The following is a 23,120-nucleotide window of genomic DNA, read 5'->3' as shown; positions in this document are numbered from 1 at the left end:
GCCCCGGAAGTCAAGGGGGCCGGGCGGGGGTTCGGCGCGCGGCCGGCCGGGTCAGGGTCTGACCAGCAGCTGGAAGTCGAAGGCGTACCGGGACGCGCGGTAGATGTGCGTCCCGTACTCGACCGGGCGGCCGGTGTCGTCGTAGGCCGTGCGCTGCATGGTGAGCAGGGCGGCGCCCGGCTCTTCCTCCAGGCGTCCGGCCTCGTCCGCGGTGGCGGAGCGGGCGCCGATCGTCTGGCGGGCGCTGTGCAGGGTGATGCCGGCGGTGCGCATCATGCGGTACAGGCCCGTCGACTCCAGGCGCCCCGAGTCCAGCTCCAGGAGGGTGGCCGGGAGGTAGTTGCAGAGCAGGGCCACCGGCTGGCCGTGGGTGAGGCGCAGCCGTTCCAGGACGATCACCTCGCCGCCCTCCGCGATGCCGAGGGCGGCCGCGACGTCCGGGGAGGCGGGCTGCCGTTCGTTGCGGACCACCTGCGTGGTCGGGCCCTGGCCGGCCGCCTCCAGGTCGTCGTAGAGGCTGGAGAGCTCCAGGGGGCGCTTGACCTGGCTGTGGACGACCTGGGTGCCCACGCCCCTGCGGCGCACCAGGAGGCCCTTGTCGACCAGGGACTGGATGGCCTGCCGGACGGTCGGTCGGGACAGGCCCAGGCGGGTCGAGAGGTCGATCTCGTTGCCCAGGAGGTTTCCCGGGGCGAGGGCCCCGTGCTCGATCGCCGCCTCCAGCTGCTGCGCGAGCTGGTAGTACAGCGGCACCGGACTGCCGCGGTCCAGGGCGAAGTCCAGGGAGTCGAGCGCGGGGGCGTTCGCGGCGCGGGTCGCGCCACGGGTCTTCGCCATGGACGTACCTCCCTCCGATGAGAGCTGACGTGACGTCAGGAGTGGCTGGGGAAACCGAGGTTGATGCCCGCGTCGGCCGGGTCCGGCCAGCGCGTGGTGATCACCTTGCCCTGGGTGTAGAAGGCGATGCCGTCATTGCCGTAGACATGCAGGTCGCCGAAGAGGGAGTCCTTCCAGCCGCCGAAGGAGTGGTAGCCGACGGGCACCGGGATCGGCACGTTCACGCCGACCATGCCCGCCTTGACCTCCAGCTGGAAGCGGCGGGCGGCGCCGCCGTCCCGGGTGAAGATGGCGGTGCCGTTGCCCCAGCGGGAGTCGTTGATCAGCTTGATGGCCTCGTCGTACGACTCCGCGCGGACCACCGCGAGGACCGGGCCGAAGATCTCGTCCCGGTAGGCGTCCGCCGTCAGCGGCACCCGGTCCAGCAGCGACACGCCGAGGAAGAAGCCGTCGGCGCATTCGGGGTGGTCCTCGACGGTGTACCCGGTGCCGTCGACCACGACCTCCGCGCCCTGCTCGGCGGCCGAGGAGACATAGGAGGCCACCTTGTCGCGGTGCTCGCGCGTGATCAGCGGGCCCATCTCGGACGCCGGGTCGTCGCCGGGACCGATCCTCAGGTCCTTCGCGCGCTCGGCGATCTTGGCGACCAGTTCGTCGCCGGTGTCGCCGACCGCGACCACGACGGACACGGCCATGCAGCGCTCGCCCGCCGAGCCGTAGGCCGCGTTGATCGCCTGGTCGGCCGCGAAGTCCAGATCGGCGTCGGGCAGGACCAGCATGTGGTTCTTGGCACCACCCAGGGCCTGTACGCGCTTGCCGTGCTCGACCGCCTTGAGCTGGATGTACTTCGCGATCGGCGTCGAGCCGACGAAGGACACCGCCTCGATGTCCGGGTGCTCCAGCAGACGGTCCACGGCGACCTTGTCGCCCTGCACGATGTTCAGCACCCCGTCCGGCAGGCCCGCCTCGGAGGCCAGCTCGGCGAGGCGGAAGGAGGCCGACGGGTCCTTCTCGCTGGGCTTGAGCACGAAGGTGTTGCCGCACGCGATGGCCAGGGGGAACATCCACATCGGCACCATGGCCGGGAAGTTGAACGGGGTGATGCCCGCGACCACGCCGAGCGGCTGCCGGATCGAGGCCACGTCGACCCGGGTCGAGACCTGCGTCGACAGCTCGCCCTTCAGCTGCACACTGATCCCGCACGCCAGCTCGACGATCTCCATGCCGCGCGCGACCTCGCCGAGCGCGTCGGAGTGAACCTTGCCGTGCTCGGCGGTGATCAGCTCGGCGATCTCGTCGCGGTGCGCGTCGAGCAGCTCGCGGTACTTGAACAGGATCGCGGTGCGCTTGGCGAGCGAGGAGGTGCCCCAGGTCTCGAAGGCGGCCTTCGCGGAGGCGACGGCGGCGTCCACCTCGTCGACGGTCGCGAAACCGACCTGCTTCTCCTGCGCGCCGGTCGCCGGGTCGTACACGGCGCCGTGGCGGCCGGAGGCGGACGCGACGGGCTTGCCGTCGATCCAGTGGGTGATGGTCTTCATGGTGCGGGGGCCTTTCGAAAGCGGTTCACGCGGGGGAGTCGGGGGCGGCGGGGAAGGTCAGAGGTGGTGGCGGCGGTCGGCGACCTGGCGTTCGTACTCCGCACGGGCCTGTACGGCCGCCTCGCGGGAGGCGGTCTCCGCGACCGGCACGTCCCACCAGGCCTCGGCCGGGGGAGCGGCCGGGCCGGCGGTGTCGGTCTCGACGTAGACGCAGGTCGGGCGGTCGGAGGCGCGGGCCGTGGCGAGCGCCTCGCGCAGTTCGCGGACGGTCTTCGCGCGCAGGACGTCCATGCCGAGGCTGGCCGCGTTGGCGGCCAGGTCGACCGGGAGCGGGGCGCCGGAGAAGGTTCCGTCGGCGGCCCGGTAGCGGTAGGCCGTGCCGAAGCGCTCGCCGCCGACCGTCTCGGACAGGCCGCCGATGGAGGCGTAGCCGTGGTTCTGGATGAGGACCAGGTTGACCGGCAGGCCCTCCTGGACGGCGGTGACGATCTCCGTCGGCATCATCAGATACGTGCCGTCGCCGACCAGGGACCAGACCGGGGTGCCGGGGGCCGCCTGCTGGACACCGATCCCGGCCGGGATCTCGTAGCCCATGCAGGAGTAGCCGTACTCCAGGTGGTACTGGCGGGGGCTGCGGGCGCGCCAGAGCTTGTGCAGGTCGCCCGGGAGCGAACCGGCCGCGTTGATCACCACGTCGTCGTCGCCGACGACCGCGTCCAGGGCGCCGAGGACCTGGGTCTGGGTGGGGACGGCGTTCTCGTCGGCGGCCGTGTACGCGGACTCGACCACCTGCTCCCAGCGTTCCCTGCCGGCGCGGTAGGCGGCCTCGTGCGACGGGTCCACCCGGAACCCGGCCAGCTCCCGTGTCAACGCCGTGAGCCCGGCCCGCGCGTCGCACACCAGCGCGCGCGCCGCCAGCTTGTGGGCGTCGAACGCCGTGATGTTGAGGTTGACGAAGCGCACGGCCGGGTTCTGGAAGAGGGTCCCGGAGGCGGTCGTGAAGTCCGAGTAACGGGTGCCCACGCCGATCACCAGGTCGGCCGTGCGCGCGATGTCGTCGCTGACCGCGGTGCCGGTGTGGCCGATGCCGCCGAGATCCGCGGGGTGGTCGTGGCGCAGCGAGCCCTTGCCCGCCTGGGTCGAGGCGACCGGGATGCCGGTGGCGTCCACCAGCGCCTTCAGCGCCTCCTCGGCCTCGCTGTGGTGGACGCCGCCGCCCGCCACGATCAGCGGGCGCCCGGCGGACCGGATCGCCGCCACCGCCTCCGCCAGCTCGTAGGGGTCGGGAGCGGGCCGCCGTACGTGCCACACGCGCTCGGCGAAGAACTCCTCCGGCCAGTCGTGGGCCTCGGCCTGGACGTCCTGGGGGAGGGCGAGGGTGACCGCGCCGGTCTCGGCCGGGTCGGCGAGCACGCGCATGGCGTTGAGCGCGGTGGGGATCAGGGCCTCGGGGCGGGTGACGCGGTCGAAGTACCTCGACACCGGGCGCAGGGTGTCGTTCACCGACACGTCCGCCTCGGTCGGGTGCTCCAGCTGCTGCAGCAGCGGGTCCGGGGCGTGCGAGGCGAAGTAGTCGCCGGGCAGCAGCAGGACCGGGAGGCGGTTGATGGTGGCGAGGGCGGCGCCGGTGACCAGGTTGGTGGCGCCGGGGCCGATGGACGTCGTCACCGCCTGCGCGGAGAGGCGGTTGAGCTGGCGGGCGTATCCGACGGCCGCGTGCACCATGGACTGCTCGTTGCGGCCCTGGTGGTACGGCATGGTGGCCTCGCCCGCCTCCAGGAGGGCCTGGCCGATCCCGGCGACGTTGCCATGGCCGAAGATGCCCCAGGTGCCGGCGATCAGCCGGTGGCGTACGCCGTCGCGCTCGGTGTACTGGACGGACAGGAACCGCACCAGGGCCTGGGCGACGGTAAGTCGGCGGGTGGGCGTGCTCATCAGGACTTCTCCGGGGCCGTGTAGAGGGGGAGGCGGGGGTCGACCGGTTGGTCGGGCCAACTGTCGCGGACCCAGGCGTGATCGGGGTGGTCGCAGATCAGCCAGGCACGCTCGGGCTCGGGGCCGGCCATGACGTTGAGGTAGTACATGTGGTGGCCGGGCACGGCCATGGACGGCCCGTGCCAGCCGTCGGGGATCAGTACGACGTCCCCGCCGCGGACTTCGGCCAGCACATCGGTGTGGCGGCCGGGCCCCGAGGGGGAGACCCGCTGGTAGCCGAGGCCGGGGATGCCGTCGTGGTCGGCGAACTCGAAGTAGTAGATCTCCTCGAGGACGGACTCCTCGCCGGGGCGGTGCTCGTCGTGCTTGTGCGGCGGGAACGACGACCAGTTGCCGCCCGGCGTGATCACCTCGACCGCGATGAGCTTGTCGCACTCGAAACCCTGGCCTCCGGCGCCGGGCGCCGCGCCGAAGTTGTTGACCTGGCGGGAGCAGCTCCCGGTGCCGCGCAGCTCGACCGGGACCGAGGAGGCCGGTCCGTAGCGGGCGGGCAGCCGCCGGGCGCAGCGCGCGCCGGTGAGCGCGAACCGTCCGCCGCCGGGGGACGACACCGTCGTACGGGCGTCACGCGGCACGTAGACGAAGTCGCTGACGCCGGTGAACACGCTCTCGCGGCCGGTGAGCCGGAAGGTGTCGTGGCCGAAGTCGTCGGCGGCGGAGACCGTGCAGGCGCCGCCCAGCGACAGCACGATCCACTCGCTCTCGCCGGTGTCGAAGGTGTGTGTGCCGCCCGGCGGCAGCTCCAGGACGCGCAGGCTGGAGTAGCCCCAGCCGGCCTTCTCGGGTGTCACGTCCACGACGTAGGGGCCGCCGAGGGCCTTCCCCGCGGGCAGGTGGTGGGTCATGGGGCTCCTCCTTGTCACGACAGACACGTCACAGCAGCCCGACAGCCGTGTCCACCGCGGTCTCCACACTGCCCTCGGCCGGGTAGAGCAGCGAGCGGCCGACCACCATGCCGAGGACGGTGGGCAGGCGCAGGGCCTTGCGCCAGCGCTCGTAGGCACCCTCCTGGTCGTCGCCGATCTCGCCGCCCAGCAGCACGGCCGGCAGGGTGGAGGTCTCCAGTACCTCGCCCATGTCGTCCGGGTTCTCGGTGACCGGCAGCTTCAGCCAGGTGTAGGCGGAGGTGCCGCCCAGGCCCGCGGCGATGGCGATCGACCTGGTGACCGCCTCGGCGGAGAGATCGTTGCGGACCCTGCCGTCGACGCGGGTAGAGATGAACGGCTCGACGAAGATCGGCAGCCCGTGCGCCGCGCAGTCGTCGATGGCGCGGGCGGTGGATTCCAGGGTGGTCAGCGAGCCCGGGTCGTCGTAGTCGATCCGGGTGAGCGTCTTGGCCGCGTCGAAGCGCAGCCGCGCGAGGTCCTGGGCGCGGTGGCCGGTGAAGCGGTCGTCCAGCTCGAAGACGGCGCCGGCCAGGCCGCCGCGGTTCATCGAGCCCATGACGACCTTGTTCTCCAGCGCCCCGAGCAGCAGCAGGTCCTCCAGGATGTCCGCGGTGGCGAGCACCCCGTCCACTCCGGGCCGTGCGAGCGCGACGCACAGGCGCTCCAGCAGGTCGGCCCGGTCGGCCATGGCCAGCGCCCGGTCGCCGACACCGAGCGCCCCACGGGCCGGATGGTCGGCGGCGACGATCATCAGACGGCCGCTCGCGCCCAGCAGCGGGCGCCGGGCGCGCCGGGCCGCGGCCTCGGCGACGGCCTCGGGGTGCCGGGCACGGACCGAGACGAGGTCGGGGATGCTCAGGGACAAGGGGAAGCTCCGTTTCAGGGCGTGGCCCGCGCGAGGAGGTCGTCGACCTCGGCCCCGGTGGGCATCGCGGAGGAACAGGCGAGTCGGGAGGCGACGAGGGCGCCGGCGGCGTTGGCGTACCGCATGGTTTCGGCCAAATCCCAGCCGGAAAGCAGCCCGTGCACCAGGGAGCCGCCGAAGGCGTCGCCCGCGCCCAGGCCGTTGGCCACCTCGACCGGCACCGGCGGGACCTCGGCGCTGGTGCCGTCGCGGTGCACGGCCAGCACGCCCTTGGGGCCCTGCTTGACCACCGCCAGCTCCACGCCCGCCTCCAAGAGGGCCTCGGCGCAGGCCCGTGGCTCGCGGACGCCGGTGGCGACCTCGCACTCGTCGAGGTTGCCGACCGCGACCGTGGCGTGGCGCAGGGCCTCCGCGTAGTACGGGCGCGCCTCCGCGGGATCTCTCCAGGCTGAGTCACTCCAAAGCTCGGGACGCCAGTCGAGGTCGAAGACGGTGGTGCCGGCCCTGTCGCGGGCCTTGAGGGCGGCGAGCGTGGCGGAGCGGCTCGGCTCCTCGCTCAGGCCGGTGCCGGTGATCCAGAGGACCCGGGTCGCCCGGATGGCGAAGTAGTCCAGCTCCTCGGAGTGTATCTCCAGGTCAGGGGCCTTAGGCTGCCGGTAGAAGTACAGCGGGAAGTCATCGGGAGGAAAGATCTCGCAGAAGGTCACCGGGGTCGGATACGCCAGGACGGGCGTGACCCAGCGGTCGTCGACGCCGAACTCCTTGAGCGCCTCGTGCAGATAGGCGCCGAAGGGGTCGTCCCCGGTGCGGGTGATCACCGCCGTGTTCCGGCCCAGGCGGGCGGCGGCCACCGCCACGTTGGCGGCCGAACCGCCGAGGAACTTGCCGAAGGTCTCCACCTGGGCCAGGGAGACACCCGACTGGAGCGGATAGAGGTCGACTCCGATGCGGCCCATGGTGATCAAGTCGAAGGGCGGGGCTGACTCGGCCATGCGCGATGCTCCTCGGACTGGGCTGCTCGGGATGCGGGTCCCCGTGGGTCTGCCGCCTCCCAGGTGTAGGCCTCCACTGCCGATGCTGTCAATAGTTTGTACTTACATTCGGACCTGAGTGTGAAATGATGTCTTAACAAAGTATTGACAGCGGACTCCGCCAGGGGTTTGATCCCGTCCCAGGTCGACCGCCGCGTTTGCCGTGAACGACCCGGACATGCCAAGATCCCGGGCCCTGGATCTTCGTAGATCCCCTCTCCCTTTCCCTTTCCCCCGTGAAGCACAGTGAGGTGCCAGGAAAGATGGACCGTTCTTCTCAGCGCCGCTCCCGCAGACTCGTTCCTGTCGTCGCGGTCGCTGCGGCAGCCGCCCTGACGCTCGCCGGCTGCTCCAGCAGTTCCGGGGGCAAGAAGTCCGAGGAGTCCTCGGGCGCCAACGCCTCCGCCGGCAAGGCCACCACACCCCGGATGACCGTCGCGCTGGTCACCCACCAGGCGCCCGGTGACACCTTCTGGGACATCGTCCGCAAGGGTGCCGAGGCCGCCGCCGCCAAGGACAACATCAAGCTCGTCTACTCGGCCGACCCGAACGCGGGCAACCAGGCCAACCTGGTGCAGAACGCGATCGACCAGAAGGTCGACGGCATCGCCGTGACCCTGGCCAAGCCGGACGCCATGAAGGACGTCGTCGCGAAGGCGAAGTCGGCGAACATACCCGTCGTGGGTCTCAACTCCGGTCTGAGCGACTGGAAGAAGCTCGGCCTGATGGAGTTCTTCGGCCAGGACGAGTCGGTGGCAGGCGAGGCCTTCGGCAAGAAGCTGAACGACCTCGGCGCCAAGCACACCGTCTGTGTCATCCAGGAGCAGGGGAACGTCGGCCTGACCCAGCGCTGCGACGGTGTGAAGAAGACCTTCTCCGGCAAGACCGACGTCCTCTACGTCAACGGCACCGACATGCCGTCGGTGAAGTCGACGATCACCGCCAAGCTGAAGCAGGACTCCTCCATCGACTACGTCACCGCCCTCGGCGCCTCCTACGCGCTCACCGCGGTGCAGTCGGTCTCGGACGCCGGCAGCAAGGCGAAGATCGCCACCTTCGACCTGAACAAGGACATGACGTCCGCGATCAGCAAGGGCACGATCCAGTTCGCGGTCGACCAGCAGCCGTACCTCCAGGGCTACCTGGCGGTCGACTCGCTGTGGCTCTACAAGAACAACGGCAACTACAGCGGCGGTGGCGAGCAGCCCGTGCTCACCGGGCCGGCCTTCGTCGACAAGTCCAACGTCGACCAGATCGCCAAGTACGCCGCCAACGGAACGCGGTGATGAGCATGACCCAGCATGCCGAGCCGGCGGTGGCGACACCGCCGGCCCCCGGCCCCAAGGAGACCGACGGGCGCACCTCCGAACGGCCCCTGGCCCTTCGGCTGTTGGCCCGGCCCGAGGTGGGCGTGTTCCTCGGCGCCGCCGCGGTCTACGTCTTCTTCCTGATCGCCGCCCCTCCGGTACGGGACGGCGGCTCGATGGCCACGATCCTGTACCAGTCGTCCACGATCGGCATCATGGCGCTGCCGGTCGCCCTGCTGATGATCGGTGGCGAGTTCGACCTCTCGTCCGGTGTCGCGGTGATCACCTCCGCGCTGACCGCGAGCATGCTCAGCTACCAGCTGACCCTGAACGTGTGGGTGGGTGTGATCGCGGCGCTGGTCGTGTCGCTGGCGGTCGGGTTCTTCAACGGCTGGATGGTCGTGAAGACGGGTCTGCCGAGCTTCCTGGTCACCCTGGGCACGTTCCTGATCCTTCAGGGCGTCAACCTGGCGGTCACCAAGCTGGTGACCACGAACGTGGCGACCGACGACATCAGCAACATGGACGGGTTCGACCAGGCCCGGAAGATCTTCGCGTCGTCCTTCGACATCGGCGGCGTGCAGGTGAAGATCACGGTGTTCTACTGGCTGGTGTTCGCGGCGCTGGCGACCTGGGTGCTGCTGCGCACCCGCTACGGCAACTGGATCTTCGCGGTCGGCGGCAACAAGGAGTCGGCGCGCGCGGTCGGCGTCCCGGTGACGTTCACCAAGATCTCGCTGTTCATGCTGGTCGGGGTGGGCGCCTGGTTCGTCGGTATGCACCAGCTGTTCACCTTCAACACCGTGCAGTCGGGCGAGGGCGTGGGCCAGGAGCTCATCTACATCGCGGCGGCCGTCATCGGCGGGTGTCTGCTGACCGGTGGCTACGGTTCGGCGATCGGCCCGGTCTTCGGCGCGTTCATGTTCGGCATGGTCAACCAGGGCATCGTGTTCGCCGGCTGGAACCCGGACTGGTTCAAGGCCTTCCTGGGCGTGATGCTGCTCGGCGCCGTCCTGATCAATCTGTGGGTCCGCCAGTCGGCGACCAGGAGGTGACCCGATGACGAAGAACGAGTCCACATCCCACGGAGCCATCCTCCAGGACACCCCGCCCCAGGGCGAGGACAGCCCGATCGTCGAGCTGCGCAACGCGGGCAAGTCCTACGGCAACATCCGCGCCCTGCACGGCGTGAGCCTGTCCGTGCATCCGGGCAAGGTCACCTGTGTCCTCGGCGACAACGGCGCAGGCAAGTCCACCCTCATCAAGATCGTCTCCGGGCTGCACCAGCACACCGAGGGCGACTTCCTCGTCGACGGCCAGGCCGTGCGCTTCTCCACCCCGCGCGACGCCCTCGACAAGGGCATCGCCACCGTCTACCAGGACCTCGCCACCGTCCCCCTGATGCCGGTGTGGCGCAACTTCTTCCTCGGCTCCGAGATGACCAAGGGCCCCTGGCCCGTGCGCCGCCTCGACATCGCCAGGATGAAGGAGACCGCGGACCAGGAACTGCGCAACATGGGCATCGTCCTGGACAACCTGGAACAGCCCATCGGCACGCTCTCCGGCGGTCAGCGCCAGTGCGTCGCCATCGCCCGCGCCGTCTACTTCGGCGCCCGGGTCCTCATCCTGGACGAGCCCACCGCCGCCCTCGGCGTCAAGCAGTCCGGCGTGGTCCTCAAGTACATCGCCGCCGCCCGCGACCGCGGCCTCGGCGTCATCTTCATCACCCACAACCCGCACCACGCCTACATGGTCGGCGACCACTTCAGCGTCCTGCGCCTGGGCACCATGGAACTGTCCGCCGACCGCAGCGAGGTCAGCCTCGAAGAGCTGACCAACCACATGGCCGGCGGCGCCGAACTCGCCGCCCTCAAACACGAACTCTCCCAGGTCCGCGGCGTCGACGTCGAAGAACTCCCCGAAGCCGAAGACCTCACCGCACCGGTGGCCGGAGCACCAGCGCCCGAAGGGAAGTCCTGAGATGGCGGGCGCCCTCGACCGCATCCGGGTCGGTTCGGCTCCCGACTCCTGGGGCGTCTGGTTCCCGGACGACCCCCGGCAGGTGCCATGGGAACGCTTCCTGGACGAGGTCGCCGAGGCCGGCTACTCATGGATCGAGCTGGGTCCGTACGGCTATCTGCCGACCGACCCGGCCCGGCTCACGGACGAGATCGCCAGGCGCGACCTGAAGGTCTCCGCGGGCACGGTCTTCACGGGCCTGCACCGCGGGCCCTCCGTCTGGGAGTCCACCTGGGAGCACGTCAGCCAGGTCGCCGCGCTCACCCAGGCGATGGGCGCGCGGCACCTGGTGGTCATCCCGTCGTTCTGGCGGGACGACAAGACCGCCGAGATCCTGGAGCCGCCGGAGCTGACCCACGAGCAGTGGGCGCACCTCACCAAGGGCATGGAGCGGCTCGGGCACGAGGTGCGGGAGGCGTACGGCCTGGACATCGTGGTGCACCCGCACGCGGACACCCACATCGACACCGAGGACCATGTCGAGCGCTTCCTCGACTCGACCGACTCCGAACTGGTCAACCTCTGCCTGGACACCGGGCACTACGCCTACTGCGGCGGCGACAGCGTCAAGCTGATCGAGACGTACGGCGAGCGCATCGGCTATCTGCACCTCAAGCAGGTGGACCCGGAGATCCTCGCGGACGTGGTGAGCGACGAGACGCCGTTCGGCCCCGCCGTGGCCCGCGGAGTGATGTGCGAACCCCCGTCCGGCGTGCCGGAGCTGGGGCCGGTGCTGGAGGCGGCGCAGAAGCTCGGCGTCGAACTGTTCGCGATCGTCGAGCAGGACATGTACCCCTGCGAGCCGGACAAGCCGCTGCCCATCGCGGTGCGTACCCGGAAGTTCCTGAGGTCCTGCGGCGCCTGACCATCCGAAGGGGACGAACGACCATGGCTCAGCCGGGAACGCTGAAAGTCGCCGTCGTCGGCACCGGAAAGATGGGGGCCGACCATGTCCGCCGAATCCAGGAGGTCGTCAGCGGGGCCAGGGTGACCGCCGTCGTGGACGTCGACGCGGAACGAGCCAAGGCCGTGGCGGCCCGCGTCGACGGCTGCACCGCCCACACCGACCCGGCCGCCGCGATGGCGGCGGCCGATGTCGACGCCGTGCTGATCGCCTCCCCGGGGCCCGCTCACGAGGCGGCCCTCATGGCGGCGTTCGCGCGTGATCTGCCCGTGCTCTGCGAGAAGCCGCTCACCCCGGACGCGGCCTCGGCGCTGCGCGTCCTGGAGGCCGAGCGGCGGCTCGGCAGGCGCCGGGTCCAGGTCGGGTTCATGCGGCGCTACGACGCCGAGTACCTGAAGCTCAAGTCCCTGCTGGAGACGGGCCAGTTGGGCAGACCCCTCATGGTCCACAACCGGCACCGCAACGCCGCCTCACCGCCCGGCTGGCGCAGCGAGATGCTGATCAACGACTCCGTCGTGCACGAGATGGACGTGACCCGCTGGCTGCTCGGCCACGAGATCACCGCCGTGACGGTACTGCGGCCGACGCCGTCGGCGAACGCGCCCGACGGGATACAGGACCCGCAGTTCGTGGTCTTCGAGACCGACGGCGGCGCGATCGTCGACGTGGAGATCTTCGTCAACTGCGGCTTCGGCTACCAGGTTCAGGCCGAGGTCGTCTGCGAGCGCGGCACCGCCCGCATCGGCGACGGCCACGCCATGGTCACCAACATGGCCGGCCGCTGGGGCGGCACCATCACCCAGGACTACATCGAGCGCTTCGCCGACGCCTACGACCGCGAGGTCCAGGCCTGGGTCGACGCCACCCGCCGGGGCGAGGTCGTCGGCCCGAGCGTGTGGGACGGCTACGCGGTGGCCGCGGTGTGCGAGGCGGGGGTGAAGGCGCTGGAGGAGGGCGGCCGGACGGAGGTCGAACTCGTGGAACGGCCCGCGCTCTACGACTGAGGGTCCAGCGCCCGGGTGAACACCACGCGCGGCGGCTGTCCCGGGCCGTTGTACTCCTCCCGCACCCGGGCGTCGAAGCCGAGGCCGCGGTGGAAGGCGATGGACCCCTCGTTGCCGACGGAGGTGATCGCCTTCAGCCGCACCGCGCCCTGACCCCGCGCCGCCTCGACGAAGGCGCCGTACAACTCCCGCCCCAGCCCGGTGCCACGTACGTCGTCCCGCACCGCGACGAGATGCACGTACCCCGTGCCGTCGGGTGTGACGAAGCCGATGAGATAGCCCAGGACGCCGTCCTCGGCCCGAGCGACCAGACAGGTCCGCCCGAACTCGTGCACCAGCGGCAGGAGATGGAGGGCGCGCATGTCCCGGTCGCCCCAGTAGCGGGACTGGTCGGCCAGGACCTGCTGGATGTCGGTGAGTTCGGCGGGGGCGATGTGGGCGGCCATGCCGTCGATCATGTCAGCCGTGCAACTGCCGGGCGTCCCCGGCCGTCCTTTCAGTGACGGCGAGGGGGCGCGGATGGGGCTCGTGCGGATGACGCTTCCGGTGCCGCGTGCGCTGGCCCGGCTGGTGCCGGGGGTGGGGCGGCCGGTGCTGGGAGCGGCGCTGTCGTGGACCGTGCTGCCACGCTGGGTGGCGCTGCGGCCACCGACGACCGCACACCGGCTGGCGGTGACGGAGGAACTCGTCTCCCTGTACCGGCAGTCGTCGGACCCCGACCGGCTGTGCCGAGCGCTGGCGCTGCGGGCTTCCGCGCTGGTACTGGCGGGGCGGAACGCGGAGGCGTGCGCGGCGCTGGACACCGCGCACGCGGTGCCGGGTGCGCGTCCGTCGGTCGCGCAGTCCGCGTACGCCCACCATGTGCGGGCACAGGCACTCATGGGCCTCGGCCGCTACGAGGAGGCCCTGGAAGCGGTTCGGGAGGCAGTCGAGGCGTATCGCCGCGCTCCCGCTCCGGCGCGCCGCGACCGGGTACTGGGCAACCTGCCGGGTGCGCTGCGCACCCATGGTCTGGTGCTCGCCAGGCTGGGGCGCACGGCGGAGTCCGTCACCGTGTACGAGGAGTGCGCCGCGCTCCTGCGGCCCATGTCCCTGCGGGAGTCGGCGCATGTCCAGCTGGTCCGGCCTCGTGTCTTCGTCGAACTGGTCGGCGGACTGCGGGCTCTCGGCCGGTACGAGGAGGCACTCGCGGTCGGCCCGGAGGCCCGCGAGGCGGCGTACGACTCGATGGGGTGGTTCATGCCCGAGATCATCCTGACGCTCAGGGTGTCGCTCCTGACGGATCTGGCCGCCTGCGAGAGCGCGACGGGCAGGCGGACGCGGGCGCGGGACACCGCCGAGGAGGCGGTCGCGCAGGCCCACCGGCTGACCGAGCGGCATCCGGCGTCGGGCGAGTGGCCGCTGACCGTCGCCCTGGAGGGCCTGGCCACGGTGCTCGACGAACTCAAGGCGCACGAAGACGAGTTGACCGCCCTGCGCGAGCTGGTGGATCTCCACGCCCGCCACCACGACGACGCCTCGCTCGCGGAGACCCTGGACGACATCGCCCGTTGCCTGGGGCAGACCGGCGACCACCGGGCGGCCATGACCGAGTCGGAGCGCGCCGTGACCGTGGCCCGGCGCGCGGCGGAACGCGACCCCGCGCGCCATGAGCCGCTGCTCGCCCGTCTGCTGGCCAACCTGAGTATCCGTCAACAGGACGACGGGAACATGGAGTCGGCGGTGCCGTCGGCGCGCGAGGCGGTGGCGCTCACCAGACGGCTGGCCGAGGCGGACTGGGCGACGCACCAGCCGGACACCGCCCGCAGGCTCCGCGTCCTCGGCCAGGCCCTCCGCCGCACCGGCGCCTACGCCGAGGCCGTGGCCTGCTACGAGGAGGCCGAGGCCGCCCTGCGCGAACTGCTGACGGACGGCGGTGACCACACCGCCGAACTCGCCCTCACCCACGCCCGGTTGGCCACCACCCACCGAGCGGCTGCCTACGCCGGTCTCGACGCCGGCCGCACCGCCGAAGCCGTCGAGGCCCTGCGCTCCTTCCTCGCCCTCACGTGGCGGTCCGACGCCCCGGACGTCCACGCCCGCTGTGTCACGACGTTCCACGAGATCCGGGCGGAGTTCGGGAGCGATGTCACTCGGGCGTGGGAGCGGGCGACCGGGCAGCCGTACCCGACGTTCGTCTACAGGCGGGTGCGCGGGCGCGGTTCGAAGCCCGCCGCCCGGTAGCTCTCGTCGATCAACGTCATCGTCGCCAGCGCGTCGTCCGGGTCCAGCGGCACCGGCGCGCCCTCCCGCACCCGTGCCGCGAACGCCTCCAGCTGGTAGGTGTACGACGACCGGGTGCCGAGGTGCTCGGTGCGCTCGCCGTCGGCCGTGCGGACGACGACCCGGTCGTCCATCTGCGGGAGGACGAAGTTCGGGGCGTACGCCTCGCCCCGGCTGCCCACGATCCGGCAGCTCATCTCCAGCCGGTCGTGATCCATGTGGCAACGGGCCGATCCGGTGGCCCCGCCGGGGAACTCAAGCTCGGCGTCCAGCCATTCGTCCACGCCGGGAGAGGTGGCACGCTCGCCGCCCCGCGCCGAGACGAGCCGAGGGGCGCCGCCCGCCCAGGGGGCCAGCATCCGCACCGCGTGCAGGCTGTAGCAGCCCAGGTCCATCACCGCGCCGCCGGCGAGCGGCAGGGACCAGCGCGGGTCGGTGTCCTCCGGTGCCTCGATGGCGACCAGTGTCTCCACCCGCCGCAGCTCGCCCAGTTCACCGCTCTCCAGCAGCTCGTGCAGGCGTCGGGTGACCGGGTGGAACAGGTAGTGGAAAGCCTCCATGAAGACCGTGCCGGACTTGGCCGCGGCCTCCCGGACCTCGGTCGCCTCCTCGGCGTTGCTCGCCGACGGCTTCTCCGACAGGACGTGCTTGCCGGCCGCGAGGGCCGCGAGGTTCCACGGCCCGTGCAGGCCGTTGGCGAGGGGGTTGTACACGGCCTCGACCTCGGGATCGGCGAGCAGCGCCGCGTAGGAGTCCACCACCCGCTCCACACCGTGCTCGGCGGCGAACGCCTCGGCGCGGGACCGGTCGCGGGCGGCCACCGCGACGATGCGGTGCCCGGTCGTCCGGGCCGGGTCGACGAGGGCGGCCTGTGTGATCCGTGCTGCTCCCAGTACTCCGATGCGCAAAGGCTCCCGGACCGGTTCGCTCATGACTTCCGTTCCTCCTTGATCCGTCACTACGAGGTCAGTGTGCCGCCCGGCGTCGGGAAGTGTCGGCGGGCCAGGTCCTGCGCGTGGGCGACCGCGCACTCGATCAGCTCGAAGGCGGGCAGGCCGCCGACATGGTAGGTGTGGTTGTGGCCCTGCAGCGCGTCCAGCCGCTCCAGCGCCCCGGCGGCGAGGTCCGCGCCGGCGAAGTGCGGCATGAACGCCCACGCGCGCTCCAGATGCACCTCCGCCAGGCGACCGCCGAGCCCCGCGACGTCATCGGCCAGGAGGGTGCTCACGTCCTCGGGGCGGCCGTAGGAGTAGAAGGTCCGCACCTCGGTGTCCGGGTAGCGGTGGTGGTACGAGACGCAGTGGCCCCTCGACGCGCGGCTCGCGGTGTGCGCGGCGAGGAAGTAGAAGGCGTCCGCCGGGAGGCCGGGCGCGGTGGCGAGGGTGGTGTGGTACGCGTGGGTGCGGATCCGGGCGGCCAGGTCGCGCTCCTCCTCGGTGGCGTCCAGGACCGCCAGGACACGGTCCAGCGGCACCGCCAGCACCAGGTCGTCCGCCTCCACCGGCCCGGAGTCCGTGTGCACCCGCACCCCGTCCGGCCGCCGCTCCACCGACGTCACCCGGACCGCGCACCGCACGTCCTTCAGCTCGTCGGCGACCCGGCCCCACAGTGCCCCGAACCCGCCCACGACCGTGAACGCGCCCTCGTGGCCCAGCAGTCCGGACCCGGGGGTCAACAGGCCCGTCATCTCGGCGTACTTGACGAAGTAGAGCGCCGGGACGCCGTCGTCGAGATGCCCGTATCCGGCCGCCGTCCAGCCGGTGCCGAAGGAGTCCGCCATCGACTCGAGCCCGTGGTCGGCGAGCCACCGTCCGACGGGAGCGGACAGCGCCCGCGCCGAGTGCGCGAGGCCGGGCTCGGCGATACGCGGGAACTCCCGTTCGCGCAGCGCCCGGTAGCGGCCGAACGCCTCCGTGTCACGCAGGAACGCCATGGCCTGGCGGCTCGCGGTGGCGCCCGCCGCGTCGATGACGCGGTAACGGCTCGTCCGCTCGGTCTCCACGTCCAGCTCGGTCACCAACTCCGCCGTCCGCACGTACTGGTTGGTGCAGATGTGTCCGCCCAGGTCGTAGGCCCGGCCGTCGACGTCCACGCTCCGGCACTTCCCGGCCACGGCGTCCTGTTCCTCCAGGACGGTGACCCGGTGCCCGGCACGCTCCAGCTCGCGGGCGGCGGCCAGACCGCTCGGCCCGGCGCCGATGACGACGACGGTCCGGGGGAGTAACTCCCGTCGGCTGGAGGAAGGTTCGGGGATTTCGTCGATCCCGGACGGATGGTCTACGGCCATGAGGTCGCTCCTCGGTCGGTTGTTCGGGTCTGGCGCGATCTCATCGTCGTACGAAGAGATCTCCCCGGGGTGGACCGACGGGAGTGACGTGATGGTTCGCACACTCGTGTTCCGGGCGCGGAGGCCGTCCGGCGCCCGGAACACGGCAGCGGTGGACCGCCGGTCAGACGGTGCGGACCTCGGCGATGGTCACCGGGCGGTGCTCGTGCAGCGACAGCGTGCAGGCGTCGGCGATCCAGCCGGCCTCCAGCGCGTCGGCGACCGTGCAGGGGGAGGGGCGGGTGCCGGCGACGACCTCGGTGAACGCGGTGAGTTCGGCGCGGTAGGCCGCGGTGAAGCGGTCCATGAAGAAGTCGTGCGGGGTGCCCGCGGGGAAGGTCACGCCGGGCTCGACCGAGCGCAGCGGGAGCTTGTCCTCCAGGCCCACCGCGATGGAGTCCTGGAAGCCGTGGATCTCCATACGGACGTCGTAACCCCGGGCGTTGTGGCGGGAGTTGGAGACCACCGCGATGGTGCCGTCGTCCAGGGTGAGGATCGCGCCGGTGGTGTCGGCGTCACCGGCCTCCTTGATGTACTCGGCGCCGCGGTTGCCGCCGACGGCGTACACCTCGACGACCTCGCGGCCGGTCACCCAGCGGATGATGTCGAAGTCGTGGACGGAGCAGTCGCGGAAGATACCGCCCGACGCGGCGATGTACGCGGCCGGCGGGGGCGCCGGGTCCAGCGTGGTCGACCGCACGGTGTGCAGCTTGCCCAGCTCACCGCTCCGCACGGCGGCGCGGGCGTTCACGAAACCGGTGTCGAAACGGCGGTTGTAGCCGATCTGGATCGGCACGTCGCTGCCCTCGACCGCCTTGAGGACCTGGACGCCCTCGGCCATCGTCCGGGCGACCGGCTTCTCGCAGAAGACGGGGATGCCGGCCTCCACGCCGGCCAGGATCAGCCCGGGGTGGGCGTCCGTCGCGGCCGCGACGACGATGCCGTCCACGCCGGCGGCCAGCAGGGCTTCGGGCGAGTCCACGACCTCGCCGCCGAACCGCTCCGCGGCACTCTTGGCGGCGTCCGCGAAGGGGTCGGTGAGGACCAGGGACTCGACCACGTCGAGCCCGGACAGGGTCTCGGCGTGGAAGGCGCCGATACGGCCGAGGCCGAGGATTCCGATACGCATGGGGGTGCAGCTCCTTGAAGGTGGTACGGGTGAGCGGAGAGGGAGAGGGGAGGGGGAGCGGGGAGGGGATTTCTGGGGGATGGGGAGGGGCGTGTCAGTCGAGTCCGCCGAGGACGTTCTGGTCCCAGTCGATCACCGATCCGGTCACCACGCCCGACCGGTCCGAGAGCAGGAAGACCACGAAGTCGGCGATCTCGTCCGGCTGGCCCAGCTTGCCCATCGGCAGCCTGGCCGCGGCCTCCTCGCGCCAGTCGTCCCCCGCGTCGTGGAAGGTCCTCTGCGTGGCGTCCTCGCCCTCGGTCGCCGTCCAGCCGATGTTCAGGCCGTTGATGCGGACCCGGTCCCAGCGGTGGGCGTGGGCGGCGTTGCGGGTCAGGCCGATCAGGCCCGCCTTGGCGGCGACGTACGGGGCCAGGAAGGGCTGTCCGCCGTGCGCCGAGCTGGTGATGATGTTGACGATCGTGCCGGGGGCCCCGCGGCCCACCATGTCCGCGACGGCGGCCTGCATCGCGAAGAACGGCGCCTTGAGGTTGATGGCGATGTGCTGGTCGAACAGTTCGGGCGTGGTGTCGAGCAGCGTGCCCCGGGAGGTCAGCCCCGCCGAGTTGACCAGGCAGTCCACCCGCCCGTACGCGGCGACCACGTCGCCCACCGCGTGCGTCGCCTGCCGGGCGTCCGAGAGGTCGGCCCGGATGAACATCGCCTTGCCGCCGGCCGCGGACAGCTCGCCCACCAGTGCCTCGCCGGGCTCCGGCCGCCGGCCGGTGACGGCCACGACCGCCCCCTCCCGGACGGCCGCCCGCGCGATCGCGGCGCCCACGCCCTGGCTGCCGCCGTTGACGAGGACGACCTTGTCGTCGAGCAGTCCCATGGATCTCCGTCGCCCTTTCAGCTCGCGCGCCGTTCACCGGCCACGCGCAGTTGGTCCCGCAGGATCCGCGCGGGCCGGCTCTCGGCGAGCGCCTCCCGTACGAGGTCCGCCTGCGAGGGCGGGGCCAGACCGTCGACGGGCGGGTCGCTGTCGAGGTTGGTGGGGAAGGGATAGCCCTCGGCGCTCGCGGCGATCACGTTCTCCAGCCACTCCGGCGCGGCCCCCTCCGCCTTGCGGCGCAGCAGCACCGGGTAGACGGCGTTGGCCACGGCCTCCCGGTCCACGGTCTCCATCGCGCGCCCGAAGGCCGAGGACACCTGGAGCAGGTTGGCCATGCGCCGCACGTCCGGGGTGCGGTTGGTGCCGGCCGCGTGGAACAGCGCCGGGTTGAAGAACGCGGCGTCCCCCTTGGCCAGCGGCAGCTGGACGTGGTGCTCCTTGAAGTACGCCTGGAACTCCGGCCGCCGCCATGCCAGATAGCCCGGCTCGTACGACTGCGAGAACGGCAGGTACAGCGTCGGCCCCGACTCCACCGGCATGTCGCAGTGCGCGACGGCGCCCTGCAGGGTGAGCACGGGGGACAGGCGGTGGACGTGCGCCGGATAGGCCGAGGCGGCCTCGTCCGAGAGGAAGCCCAGGTGGTAGTCGCGGTGCGCGGTCTGCGCGAGGCCGCCCGGGTTGACCACGTTGACCTGGGACGTCACCTGGTAGCCAGGGCCCAGCCAGGCCTCGCAGACCAGGGCGAGGACGGGGTTGGCGTAGTAGTCGGCGAAGGCCGCGGGGTCGTAGAGGGCCGCCTTCTCCAGCGCGTTCCACACCCGCTCGTTGGCGCCCGGCTTGGCGAAGTGGTCGCCGGCCGTCGTGCCCGCCGCGTACTGCTCGCGGATCAGCGAGTCGAACACCTCGGTGGCCCGGTCGACGACCGCGTGATCGGGGAACGCGCCCCGGAACACCACCACACCCGGCCCCTCGGTGAGGGCTCTGACCAGCTCCTCCTGGACCTCCCGGCGCCGTGCGGCAAGGACCCGCTCGGCGTCGTACACCAGGACGTTCCGCTCCACCGCCAGGGCGTGGGGGTAGTCGGAGAGGTCGGCCGTCCGCTCGACGAGCGCGCGGAACGAGTCGAGGTCGCAGTCCTGCTCGGACAGCCAGACACGGTGTTGCACGGCGGTGAAGGACATCGAGGTCCTCTCGGTGACAGGGGCGACTCAGCGCTGCCATTCTTGTCAGTGCAAACCCGTCGAACAACCGGCACGCGGCCATCAAAAACCCCTCAAGGAGCCATCGAATGGGTCACCCGTTCCCGATCCGGGAGATCGCCCGTCAGGCCGGGTTGAGCGAGGCCACCGTGGACCGGGTCCTGAACGGCAGGGGCGGTGTCCGCGAGAGCACCGCGCGGGAGGTCGAGCAGGCCATAGCCGATCTCGACCGCCAGCGCACCCAGGTGCGGCTGCTCGGCCGCACCTTCATGATCGACATAGTGATGCAGACGCCCGAGCGGTTCTCCACGGCCGTCCGTGCCGCCCTGGAGGCCGAGCTGCCGTCCCTGCACCCGGCCGTGGTCCGCTCCCGCTTCCACTTCCGCGAGACCGGCCCGGTCGCGGAGCTGACCCGGATCCTGGACCGGATCGCCCGGCGCGGCTCCCAGGGGGTCATCCTCAAGGCCCCGGACGTCCCCGAGATCACCGACGCCGTCGCCCGCCTCGCCGACGCCGGCATCCCCGTGGTCACCCTGGTCACCGACCTGCCGGCCACCGCCCGGCTCGCCTACGTCGGCATCGACAACCGCGCCGCCGGAGCGACCGCCGCCTATCTGACGGGCCAGTGGCTGGGCGACCGCCCCGGCAATGTGCTCACCAGCCTCAGCAGCGGTTTCTTCCGCAACGAGGAGGAGCGCGAGATGGGCTTCCGCAGCGCCATGCGCACCCACCACCCCGACCGCACGCTGGTCGAGATCGCCGAGGGCCAGGGCCTGGACGCCACCCAGTACGACCTCGTCCGCGCCGCTCTCGAACGCGACCGGGACATCCGCGCCGTCTACTCCATCGGCGGCGGCAACATCGCCACCCTGCGGGCCTTCGCCGACCTCGGCCGCGAGTGCGCGGTGTTCGTGGCGCACGACCTCGACCACGACAACACCCGTCTGCTGCGCGAGCACCGGCTCTCCGCCGTGCTCCACCACGACCTGCGCCAGGACATGCGCGAGGCCTGCCACAACGTGATGCGCGCCCACGGCGCCCTGCCGCCCGCGGGGCCCACGCTGCCGTCCGCGATCCAGGTGGTCACCCCCTACAACATGCCGCCGCAGGCGACGAGTTGAGAGGAAGGCAGTGACGACGAGGACCGAAGAGGTCGAGATCGAGGGCGTACGACTGCTGGCCACCCTGACCCCGGGCGGCGCCGCCGGACTCCTCGCGCTGCACGGCAGCAACGAGGGCGGCACCGCCGAACTCGCCCGGTCGGTGGGCGAGTCGTGCGACGCCACCAGCCTGGTCTTCACCCAGCCGGGAGTGGTGCGACCGGTGCACATCCCCTCGCCGCGCATGGCGGTGGAACACTGCGCGCTGCTGCGGGAGTTCCTGACGCAGGTGACGGTGGTGGTCTCCCTGCACGGCCATATGCGGCCCACGGCACCGAGCTCGGTCTTCCTCGGCGGCGGCAACCGCCGGGCGGCACACCTCGTCGCCGCCGAACTCGACGTCCTGCGGCCGGAGTTCGAGGCGGTCACGGACCTCGACGAGATCCCGGTGTCGCTGCGCGGGCTGCACCCCAGGAACCCGGTGAACCTGACCCGCGGCGGGGGCGTCCAGCTGGAACTCCCGCTCACCGCCAGGACCCGGCGGACACGGTGGGCACCCGGCCTCCCGGACGATCCGCCCCGGTCCGTCGTCGACGCCCTGGCCAAGGGCGTGGAGGCGCTGGCCGCTATGACCGGACGCTGACCCAGGAGCCGCTCTCCGCCGAGCTCGCCATCGCCTCCAGCGCGGCGGCACTGTGCACGGCGTCCGGGAGCGTGGCCCCGTGCGATCGGCCCTCCGCGATCGAGCGCAGGAAGCGGTGGGCCTCGATCACCTTCAGGTCGTCCATGCCCATGGCGTTGGCCGCGCCCGGCTGGAACGCGCCGAACTCGCCGTCGCCCGGGCCGACGTAGACCGTGCTGACGGGCTGGTCCTGATAGGTGGTGCCGCGGCTGACGCCCAGCTCGTTCATCCGGCGGAAGTCCCAGAACACCGCGCCCTTGGTGCCGTGCACCTCGAAGCCGTAGTTGTTCTGCTCGCCGACCGAGACCCGGCACGCCTCCAGGACACCGCGGGCACCGGAGGCGAAGCGCAGCAGACAGCTGACGTAGTCCTCGTTCTCCACCGGGCCCAGCTCGCCGCCCGTGGCGCGGGTGTGGCCCGCGGTGGCGCCGGTCGGGCGGGCCCGCCGCGGGATGAAGACGGCGGTGTCGGCGGTCAGCGACTCGATGTCGCCGAGCAGATGGCGGGCGAGGTCGGCCCCGTGCGAGGCGAGGTCGCCCAGGACCCCGCTGCCACCGCGCTCCTTCTCGTACCGCCAGGTCAGCGCACCCTCGGGATGGGCGGCGTAGTCGCTGAAGAGACGGACCCGGACATGGGTGACCGTGCCGATCTCGCCGCCGCGGATCAGGGAGCGGGCGGCCTCGACGGCGGGCGCGTTGCGGTAGTTGAAACCGACCGCGCCCTGCACGCCCGCCCCCGCGACCGCGTCGGCCACCGCCCGGGCGTCCGCCACGCCGAGGCCGACCGGCTTCTCGATCCAGATGTGCTTGCCGGCCTCCGCCATCGCCACGCCGATCTCGCGGTGCAGGAAGTTCGGGGCGGTGATGGAGACGGCCTGGACACGCGGGTCCTTCACCACGTCCCGCCAGTCCCGGGTCGTCGAGGCGAAGCCGAACTGCGCCGCGGCCTCCTCCGCCCGACCGGGTACCTCCTCGGCGACCACGACCAGCTCGGGGCGCAGGCCCAGCCGCGGATAGTGGTGCAGCACGCGGGCGTACGCCTGGGTGTGCACCCGGCCCATCCAGCCGAACCCGACGACGGCGACACCGAGCGAATCCACCATGACAGCACCTCTTTGGACCGGTCCATAATCTGTCCAGGTCACACTGAGGGGGAGCTTTGGCT

At 71.6% G+C, this 23,120-nt stretch carries 21 protein-coding genes; 8 read left to right on the top strand and 13 right to left on the bottom strand.

Translation table 11 applies throughout. The features are described 5' to 3' along the window. Window positions 1-51 precede the first annotated feature (51 nt). Genes ABZT17_RS06715 through iolC form a run of 6 tightly spaced genes read right to left on the bottom strand, consistent with a single transcriptional unit; the run spans window position 52 to window position 7,114 of the window. Entirely contained in the window at window positions 52-837 is a 786-nt protein-coding gene (locus ABZT17_RS06715) for a GntR family transcriptional regulator (protein WP_356344568.1), read from the bottom strand. 35 nt (window positions 838-872) lie between these two features. Continuing rightward, a complete protein-coding gene (locus ABZT17_RS06710) occupies window positions 873-2,375 on the bottom strand; it encodes a CoA-acylating methylmalonate-semialdehyde dehydrogenase (protein WP_356344565.1) in 1,503 nt (500 codons plus the stop codon). 57 nt (window positions 2,376-2,432) lie between these two features. Next, window positions 2,433-4,310, bottom strand: coding sequence for a 3D-(3,5/4)-trihydroxycyclohexane-1,2-dione acylhydrolase (decyclizing) (iolD, locus tag ABZT17_RS06705; RefSeq protein WP_356344562.1), 1,878 nt, complete (start codon window positions 4,308-4,310; stop codon window positions 2,433-2,435). After that, window positions 4,310-5,215 (bottom strand): 5-deoxy-glucuronate isomerase, encoded by a 906-nt coding sequence (gene iolB / locus ABZT17_RS06700; RefSeq protein ID WP_356344560.1) that lies wholly within the window; start codon window positions 5,213-5,215, stop codon window positions 4,310-4,312. Before iolB ends, iolD begins: the two co-directional genes overlap by 1 nt. A 28-nt stretch (window positions 5,216-5,243) precedes the next feature. After that, complete coding sequence (locus tag ABZT17_RS06695; RefSeq protein WP_356344558.1) at window positions 5,244-6,122, bottom strand: deoxyribose-phosphate aldolase; 879 nt, start codon at window positions 6,120-6,122, stop codon at window positions 5,244-5,246. A gap of 14 nt (window positions 6,123-6,136) precedes the next feature. Further along, window positions 6,137-7,114, bottom strand: a complete 978-nt coding sequence (iolC, locus tag ABZT17_RS06690; protein WP_356344555.1) for a 5-dehydro-2-deoxygluconokinase — start codon at window positions 7,112-7,114, stop codon at window positions 6,137-6,139. A gap of 302 nt (window positions 7,115-7,416) precedes the next feature. Here iolC and ABZT17_RS06685 point away from each other — a divergent pair, with 302 nt between their 5' ends. Genes ABZT17_RS06685 through ABZT17_RS06665 form a run of 5 tightly spaced genes read left to right on the top strand, consistent with a single transcriptional unit; the run spans window position 7,417 to window position 12,387 of the window. Further along, entirely contained in the window at window positions 7,417-8,439 is a 1,023-nt protein-coding gene (locus ABZT17_RS06685) for a sugar ABC transporter substrate-binding protein (protein WP_356344553.1), read from the top strand. Next, window positions 8,439-9,515 carry an ABC transporter permease gene (locus ABZT17_RS06680; RefSeq protein ID WP_356344551.1) on the top strand — a complete coding sequence of 359 codons (1,077 nt, stop codon included), beginning with the start codon at window positions 8,439-8,441 and terminating at the stop codon, window positions 9,513-9,515. Before ABZT17_RS06685 ends, ABZT17_RS06680 begins: the two co-directional genes overlap by 1 nt. A gap of 4 nt (window positions 9,516-9,519) precedes the next feature. Further along, on the top strand, window positions 9,520-10,440 hold the full coding sequence (locus tag ABZT17_RS06675; RefSeq protein WP_356344547.1) for an ATP-binding cassette domain-containing protein: 921 nt from the start codon (window positions 9,520-9,522) through the stop codon (window positions 10,438-10,440). Between the two features lies 1 nt (window position 10,441). Next, complete coding sequence (locus ABZT17_RS06670) at window positions 10,442-11,344, top strand: sugar phosphate isomerase/epimerase (RefSeq protein WP_356344545.1); 903 nt, start codon at window positions 10,442-10,444, stop codon at window positions 11,342-11,344. A gap of 23 nt (window positions 11,345-11,367) precedes the next feature. Then, window positions 11,368-12,387: a Gfo/Idh/MocA family oxidoreductase gene (locus ABZT17_RS06665; RefSeq protein ID WP_356344542.1), complete on the top strand. Its 1,020-nt coding sequence runs from the start codon at window positions 11,368-11,370 to the stop codon at window positions 12,385-12,387. On the opposite strand, the gene ABZT17_RS06660 is transcribed toward ABZT17_RS06665, so the two are convergent. Then, the gene (locus ABZT17_RS06660) at window positions 12,378-12,833 is read right to left on the bottom strand and encodes a GNAT family N-acetyltransferase (protein ID WP_356344539.1); all 456 of its coding nucleotides are present in this window, start codon (window positions 12,831-12,833) and stop codon (window positions 12,378-12,380) included. The two genes, ABZT17_RS06665 and ABZT17_RS06660, sit on opposite strands and share 10 nt — an antisense overlap. A gap of 10 nt (window positions 12,834-12,843) precedes the next feature. On the opposite strand from ABZT17_RS06660, the gene ABZT17_RS06655 reads away from it, so the two are divergent. Next, window positions 12,844-14,610, top strand: coding sequence for a hypothetical protein (locus tag ABZT17_RS06655; RefSeq protein ID WP_356344536.1), 1,767 nt, complete (start codon window positions 12,844-12,846; stop codon window positions 14,608-14,610). On the opposite strand, the gene ABZT17_RS06650 is transcribed toward ABZT17_RS06655, so the two are convergent. The 5 genes from ABZT17_RS06650 to ABZT17_RS06630 form a co-directional block, all read right to left on the bottom strand. Beyond that, on the bottom strand, window positions 14,565-15,581 hold the full coding sequence (locus ABZT17_RS06650) for a Gfo/Idh/MocA family oxidoreductase (RefSeq protein WP_356344534.1): 1,017 nt from the start codon (window positions 15,579-15,581) through the stop codon (window positions 14,565-14,567). The genes ABZT17_RS06655 and ABZT17_RS06650 overlap by 46 nt on opposite strands. A 26-nt stretch (window positions 15,582-15,607) precedes the next feature. Next, window positions 15,608-16,936 (bottom strand): FAD-dependent oxidoreductase, encoded by a 1,329-nt coding sequence (locus tag ABZT17_RS06645; RefSeq protein WP_356344532.1) that lies wholly within the window; start codon window positions 16,934-16,936, stop codon window positions 15,608-15,610. Window positions 16,937-17,099: 163 nt separating this feature from the next. Further along, window positions 17,100-18,104, bottom strand: coding sequence for a Gfo/Idh/MocA family oxidoreductase (locus ABZT17_RS06640; protein ID WP_356344529.1), 1,005 nt, complete (start codon window positions 18,102-18,104; stop codon window positions 17,100-17,102). A gap of 94 nt (window positions 18,105-18,198) precedes the next feature. Beyond that, entirely contained in the window at window positions 18,199-18,975 is a 777-nt protein-coding gene (locus ABZT17_RS06635; RefSeq protein ID WP_356344527.1) for an SDR family oxidoreductase, read from the bottom strand. A gap of 17 nt (window positions 18,976-18,992) precedes the next feature. After that, window positions 18,993-20,156, bottom strand: coding sequence for a phytanoyl-CoA dioxygenase family protein (locus ABZT17_RS06630; protein WP_356344524.1), 1,164 nt, complete (start codon window positions 20,154-20,156; stop codon window positions 18,993-18,995). A 107-nt stretch (window positions 20,157-20,263) separates the two neighbouring features. Here ABZT17_RS06630 and ABZT17_RS06625 point away from each other — a divergent pair, with 107 nt between their 5' ends. Together ABZT17_RS06625 and ABZT17_RS06620 are read left to right on the top strand one after the other, a co-directional pair. After that, window positions 20,264-21,295 (top strand): LacI family DNA-binding transcriptional regulator, encoded by a 1,032-nt coding sequence (locus tag ABZT17_RS06625; RefSeq protein WP_356344521.1) that lies wholly within the window; start codon window positions 20,264-20,266, stop codon window positions 21,293-21,295. 10 nt (window positions 21,296-21,305) lie between these two features. After that, complete coding sequence (locus ABZT17_RS06620; protein WP_356344518.1) at window positions 21,306-21,917, top strand: poly-gamma-glutamate hydrolase family protein; 612 nt, start codon at window positions 21,306-21,308, stop codon at window positions 21,915-21,917. On the opposite strand, the gene ABZT17_RS06615 is transcribed toward ABZT17_RS06620, so the two are convergent. Beyond that, window positions 21,901-23,058, bottom strand: a complete 1,158-nt coding sequence (locus tag ABZT17_RS06615) for a Gfo/Idh/MocA family oxidoreductase (protein ID WP_356344516.1) — start codon at window positions 23,056-23,058, stop codon at window positions 21,901-21,903. The genes ABZT17_RS06620 and ABZT17_RS06615 overlap by 17 nt on opposite strands. Between the last annotated feature and the right edge of the window lie 62 nt (window positions 23,059-23,120).

It is taken from the genome of Streptomyces sp. NPDC005648 (assembly GCF_040605395.1).
In the GTDB taxonomy this organism is placed as follows: domain Bacteria; phylum Actinomycetota; class Actinomycetes; order Streptomycetales; family Streptomycetaceae; genus Streptomyces.
Note: the sequence above shows the minus strand (reverse complement) of the source record. Positions and strands in the feature narration are given on the sequence as shown.

Coding starts and splice junctions, on each gene's coding strand:
- ABZT17_RS06715 (WP_356344568.1), bottom strand. CDS start 837: ATGGCGAAGACCCGTGGCGCGACCCGCGCCGCGAACGCCCCCGCGCTC.
- ABZT17_RS06710 (WP_356344565.1), bottom strand. CDS start 2,375: ATGAAGACCATCACCCACTGGATCGACGGCAAGCCCGTCGCGTCCGCC.
- iolD (WP_356344562.1), bottom strand. CDS start 4,310: ATGAGCACGCCCACCCGCCGACTTACCGTCGCCCAGGCCCTGGTGCGG.
- iolB (WP_356344560.1), bottom strand. CDS start 5,215: ATGACCCACCACCTGCCCGCGGGGAAGGCCCTCGGCGGCCCCTACGTC.
- iolC (WP_356344555.1), bottom strand. CDS start 7,114: ATGGCCGAGTCAGCCCCGCCCTTCGACTTGATCACCATGGGCCGCATC.
- ABZT17_RS06685 (WP_356344553.1), top strand. CDS start 7,417: ATGGACCGTTCTTCTCAGCGCCGCTCCCGCAGACTCGTTCCTGTCGTC.
- ABZT17_RS06680 (WP_356344551.1), top strand. CDS start 8,439: ATGAGCATGACCCAGCATGCCGAGCCGGCGGTGGCGACACCGCCGGCC.
- ABZT17_RS06675 (WP_356344547.1), top strand. CDS start 9,520: ATGACGAAGAACGAGTCCACATCCCACGGAGCCATCCTCCAGGACACC.
- ABZT17_RS06670 (WP_356344545.1), top strand. CDS start 10,442: ATGGCGGGCGCCCTCGACCGCATCCGGGTCGGTTCGGCTCCCGACTCC.
- ABZT17_RS06665 (WP_356344542.1), top strand. CDS start 11,368: ATGGCTCAGCCGGGAACGCTGAAAGTCGCCGTCGTCGGCACCGGAAAG.
- ABZT17_RS06660 (WP_356344539.1), bottom strand. CDS start 12,833: ATGGCCGCCCACATCGCCCCCGCCGAACTCACCGACATCCAGCAGGTC.
- ABZT17_RS06655 (WP_356344536.1), top strand. CDS start 12,844: ATGTCAGCCGTGCAACTGCCGGGCGTCCCCGGCCGTCCTTTCAGTGAC.
- ABZT17_RS06650 (WP_356344534.1), bottom strand. CDS start 15,581: ATGAGCGAACCGGTCCGGGAGCCTTTGCGCATCGGAGTACTGGGAGCA.
- ABZT17_RS06645 (WP_356344532.1), bottom strand. CDS start 16,936: ATGGCCGTAGACCATCCGTCCGGGATCGACGAAATCCCCGAACCTTCC.
- ABZT17_RS06640 (WP_356344529.1), bottom strand. CDS start 18,104: ATGCGTATCGGAATCCTCGGCCTCGGCCGTATCGGCGCCTTCCACGCC.
- ABZT17_RS06635 (WP_356344527.1), bottom strand. CDS start 18,975: ATGGGACTGCTCGACGACAAGGTCGTCCTCGTCAACGGCGGCAGCCAG.
- ABZT17_RS06630 (WP_356344524.1), bottom strand. CDS start 20,156: ATGTCCTTCACCGCCGTGCAACACCGTGTCTGGCTGTCCGAGCAGGAC.
- ABZT17_RS06625 (WP_356344521.1), top strand. CDS start 20,264: ATGGGTCACCCGTTCCCGATCCGGGAGATCGCCCGTCAGGCCGGGTTG.
- ABZT17_RS06615 (WP_356344516.1), bottom strand. CDS start 23,058: ATGGTGGATTCGCTCGGTGTCGCCGTCGTCGGGTTCGGCTGGATGGGC.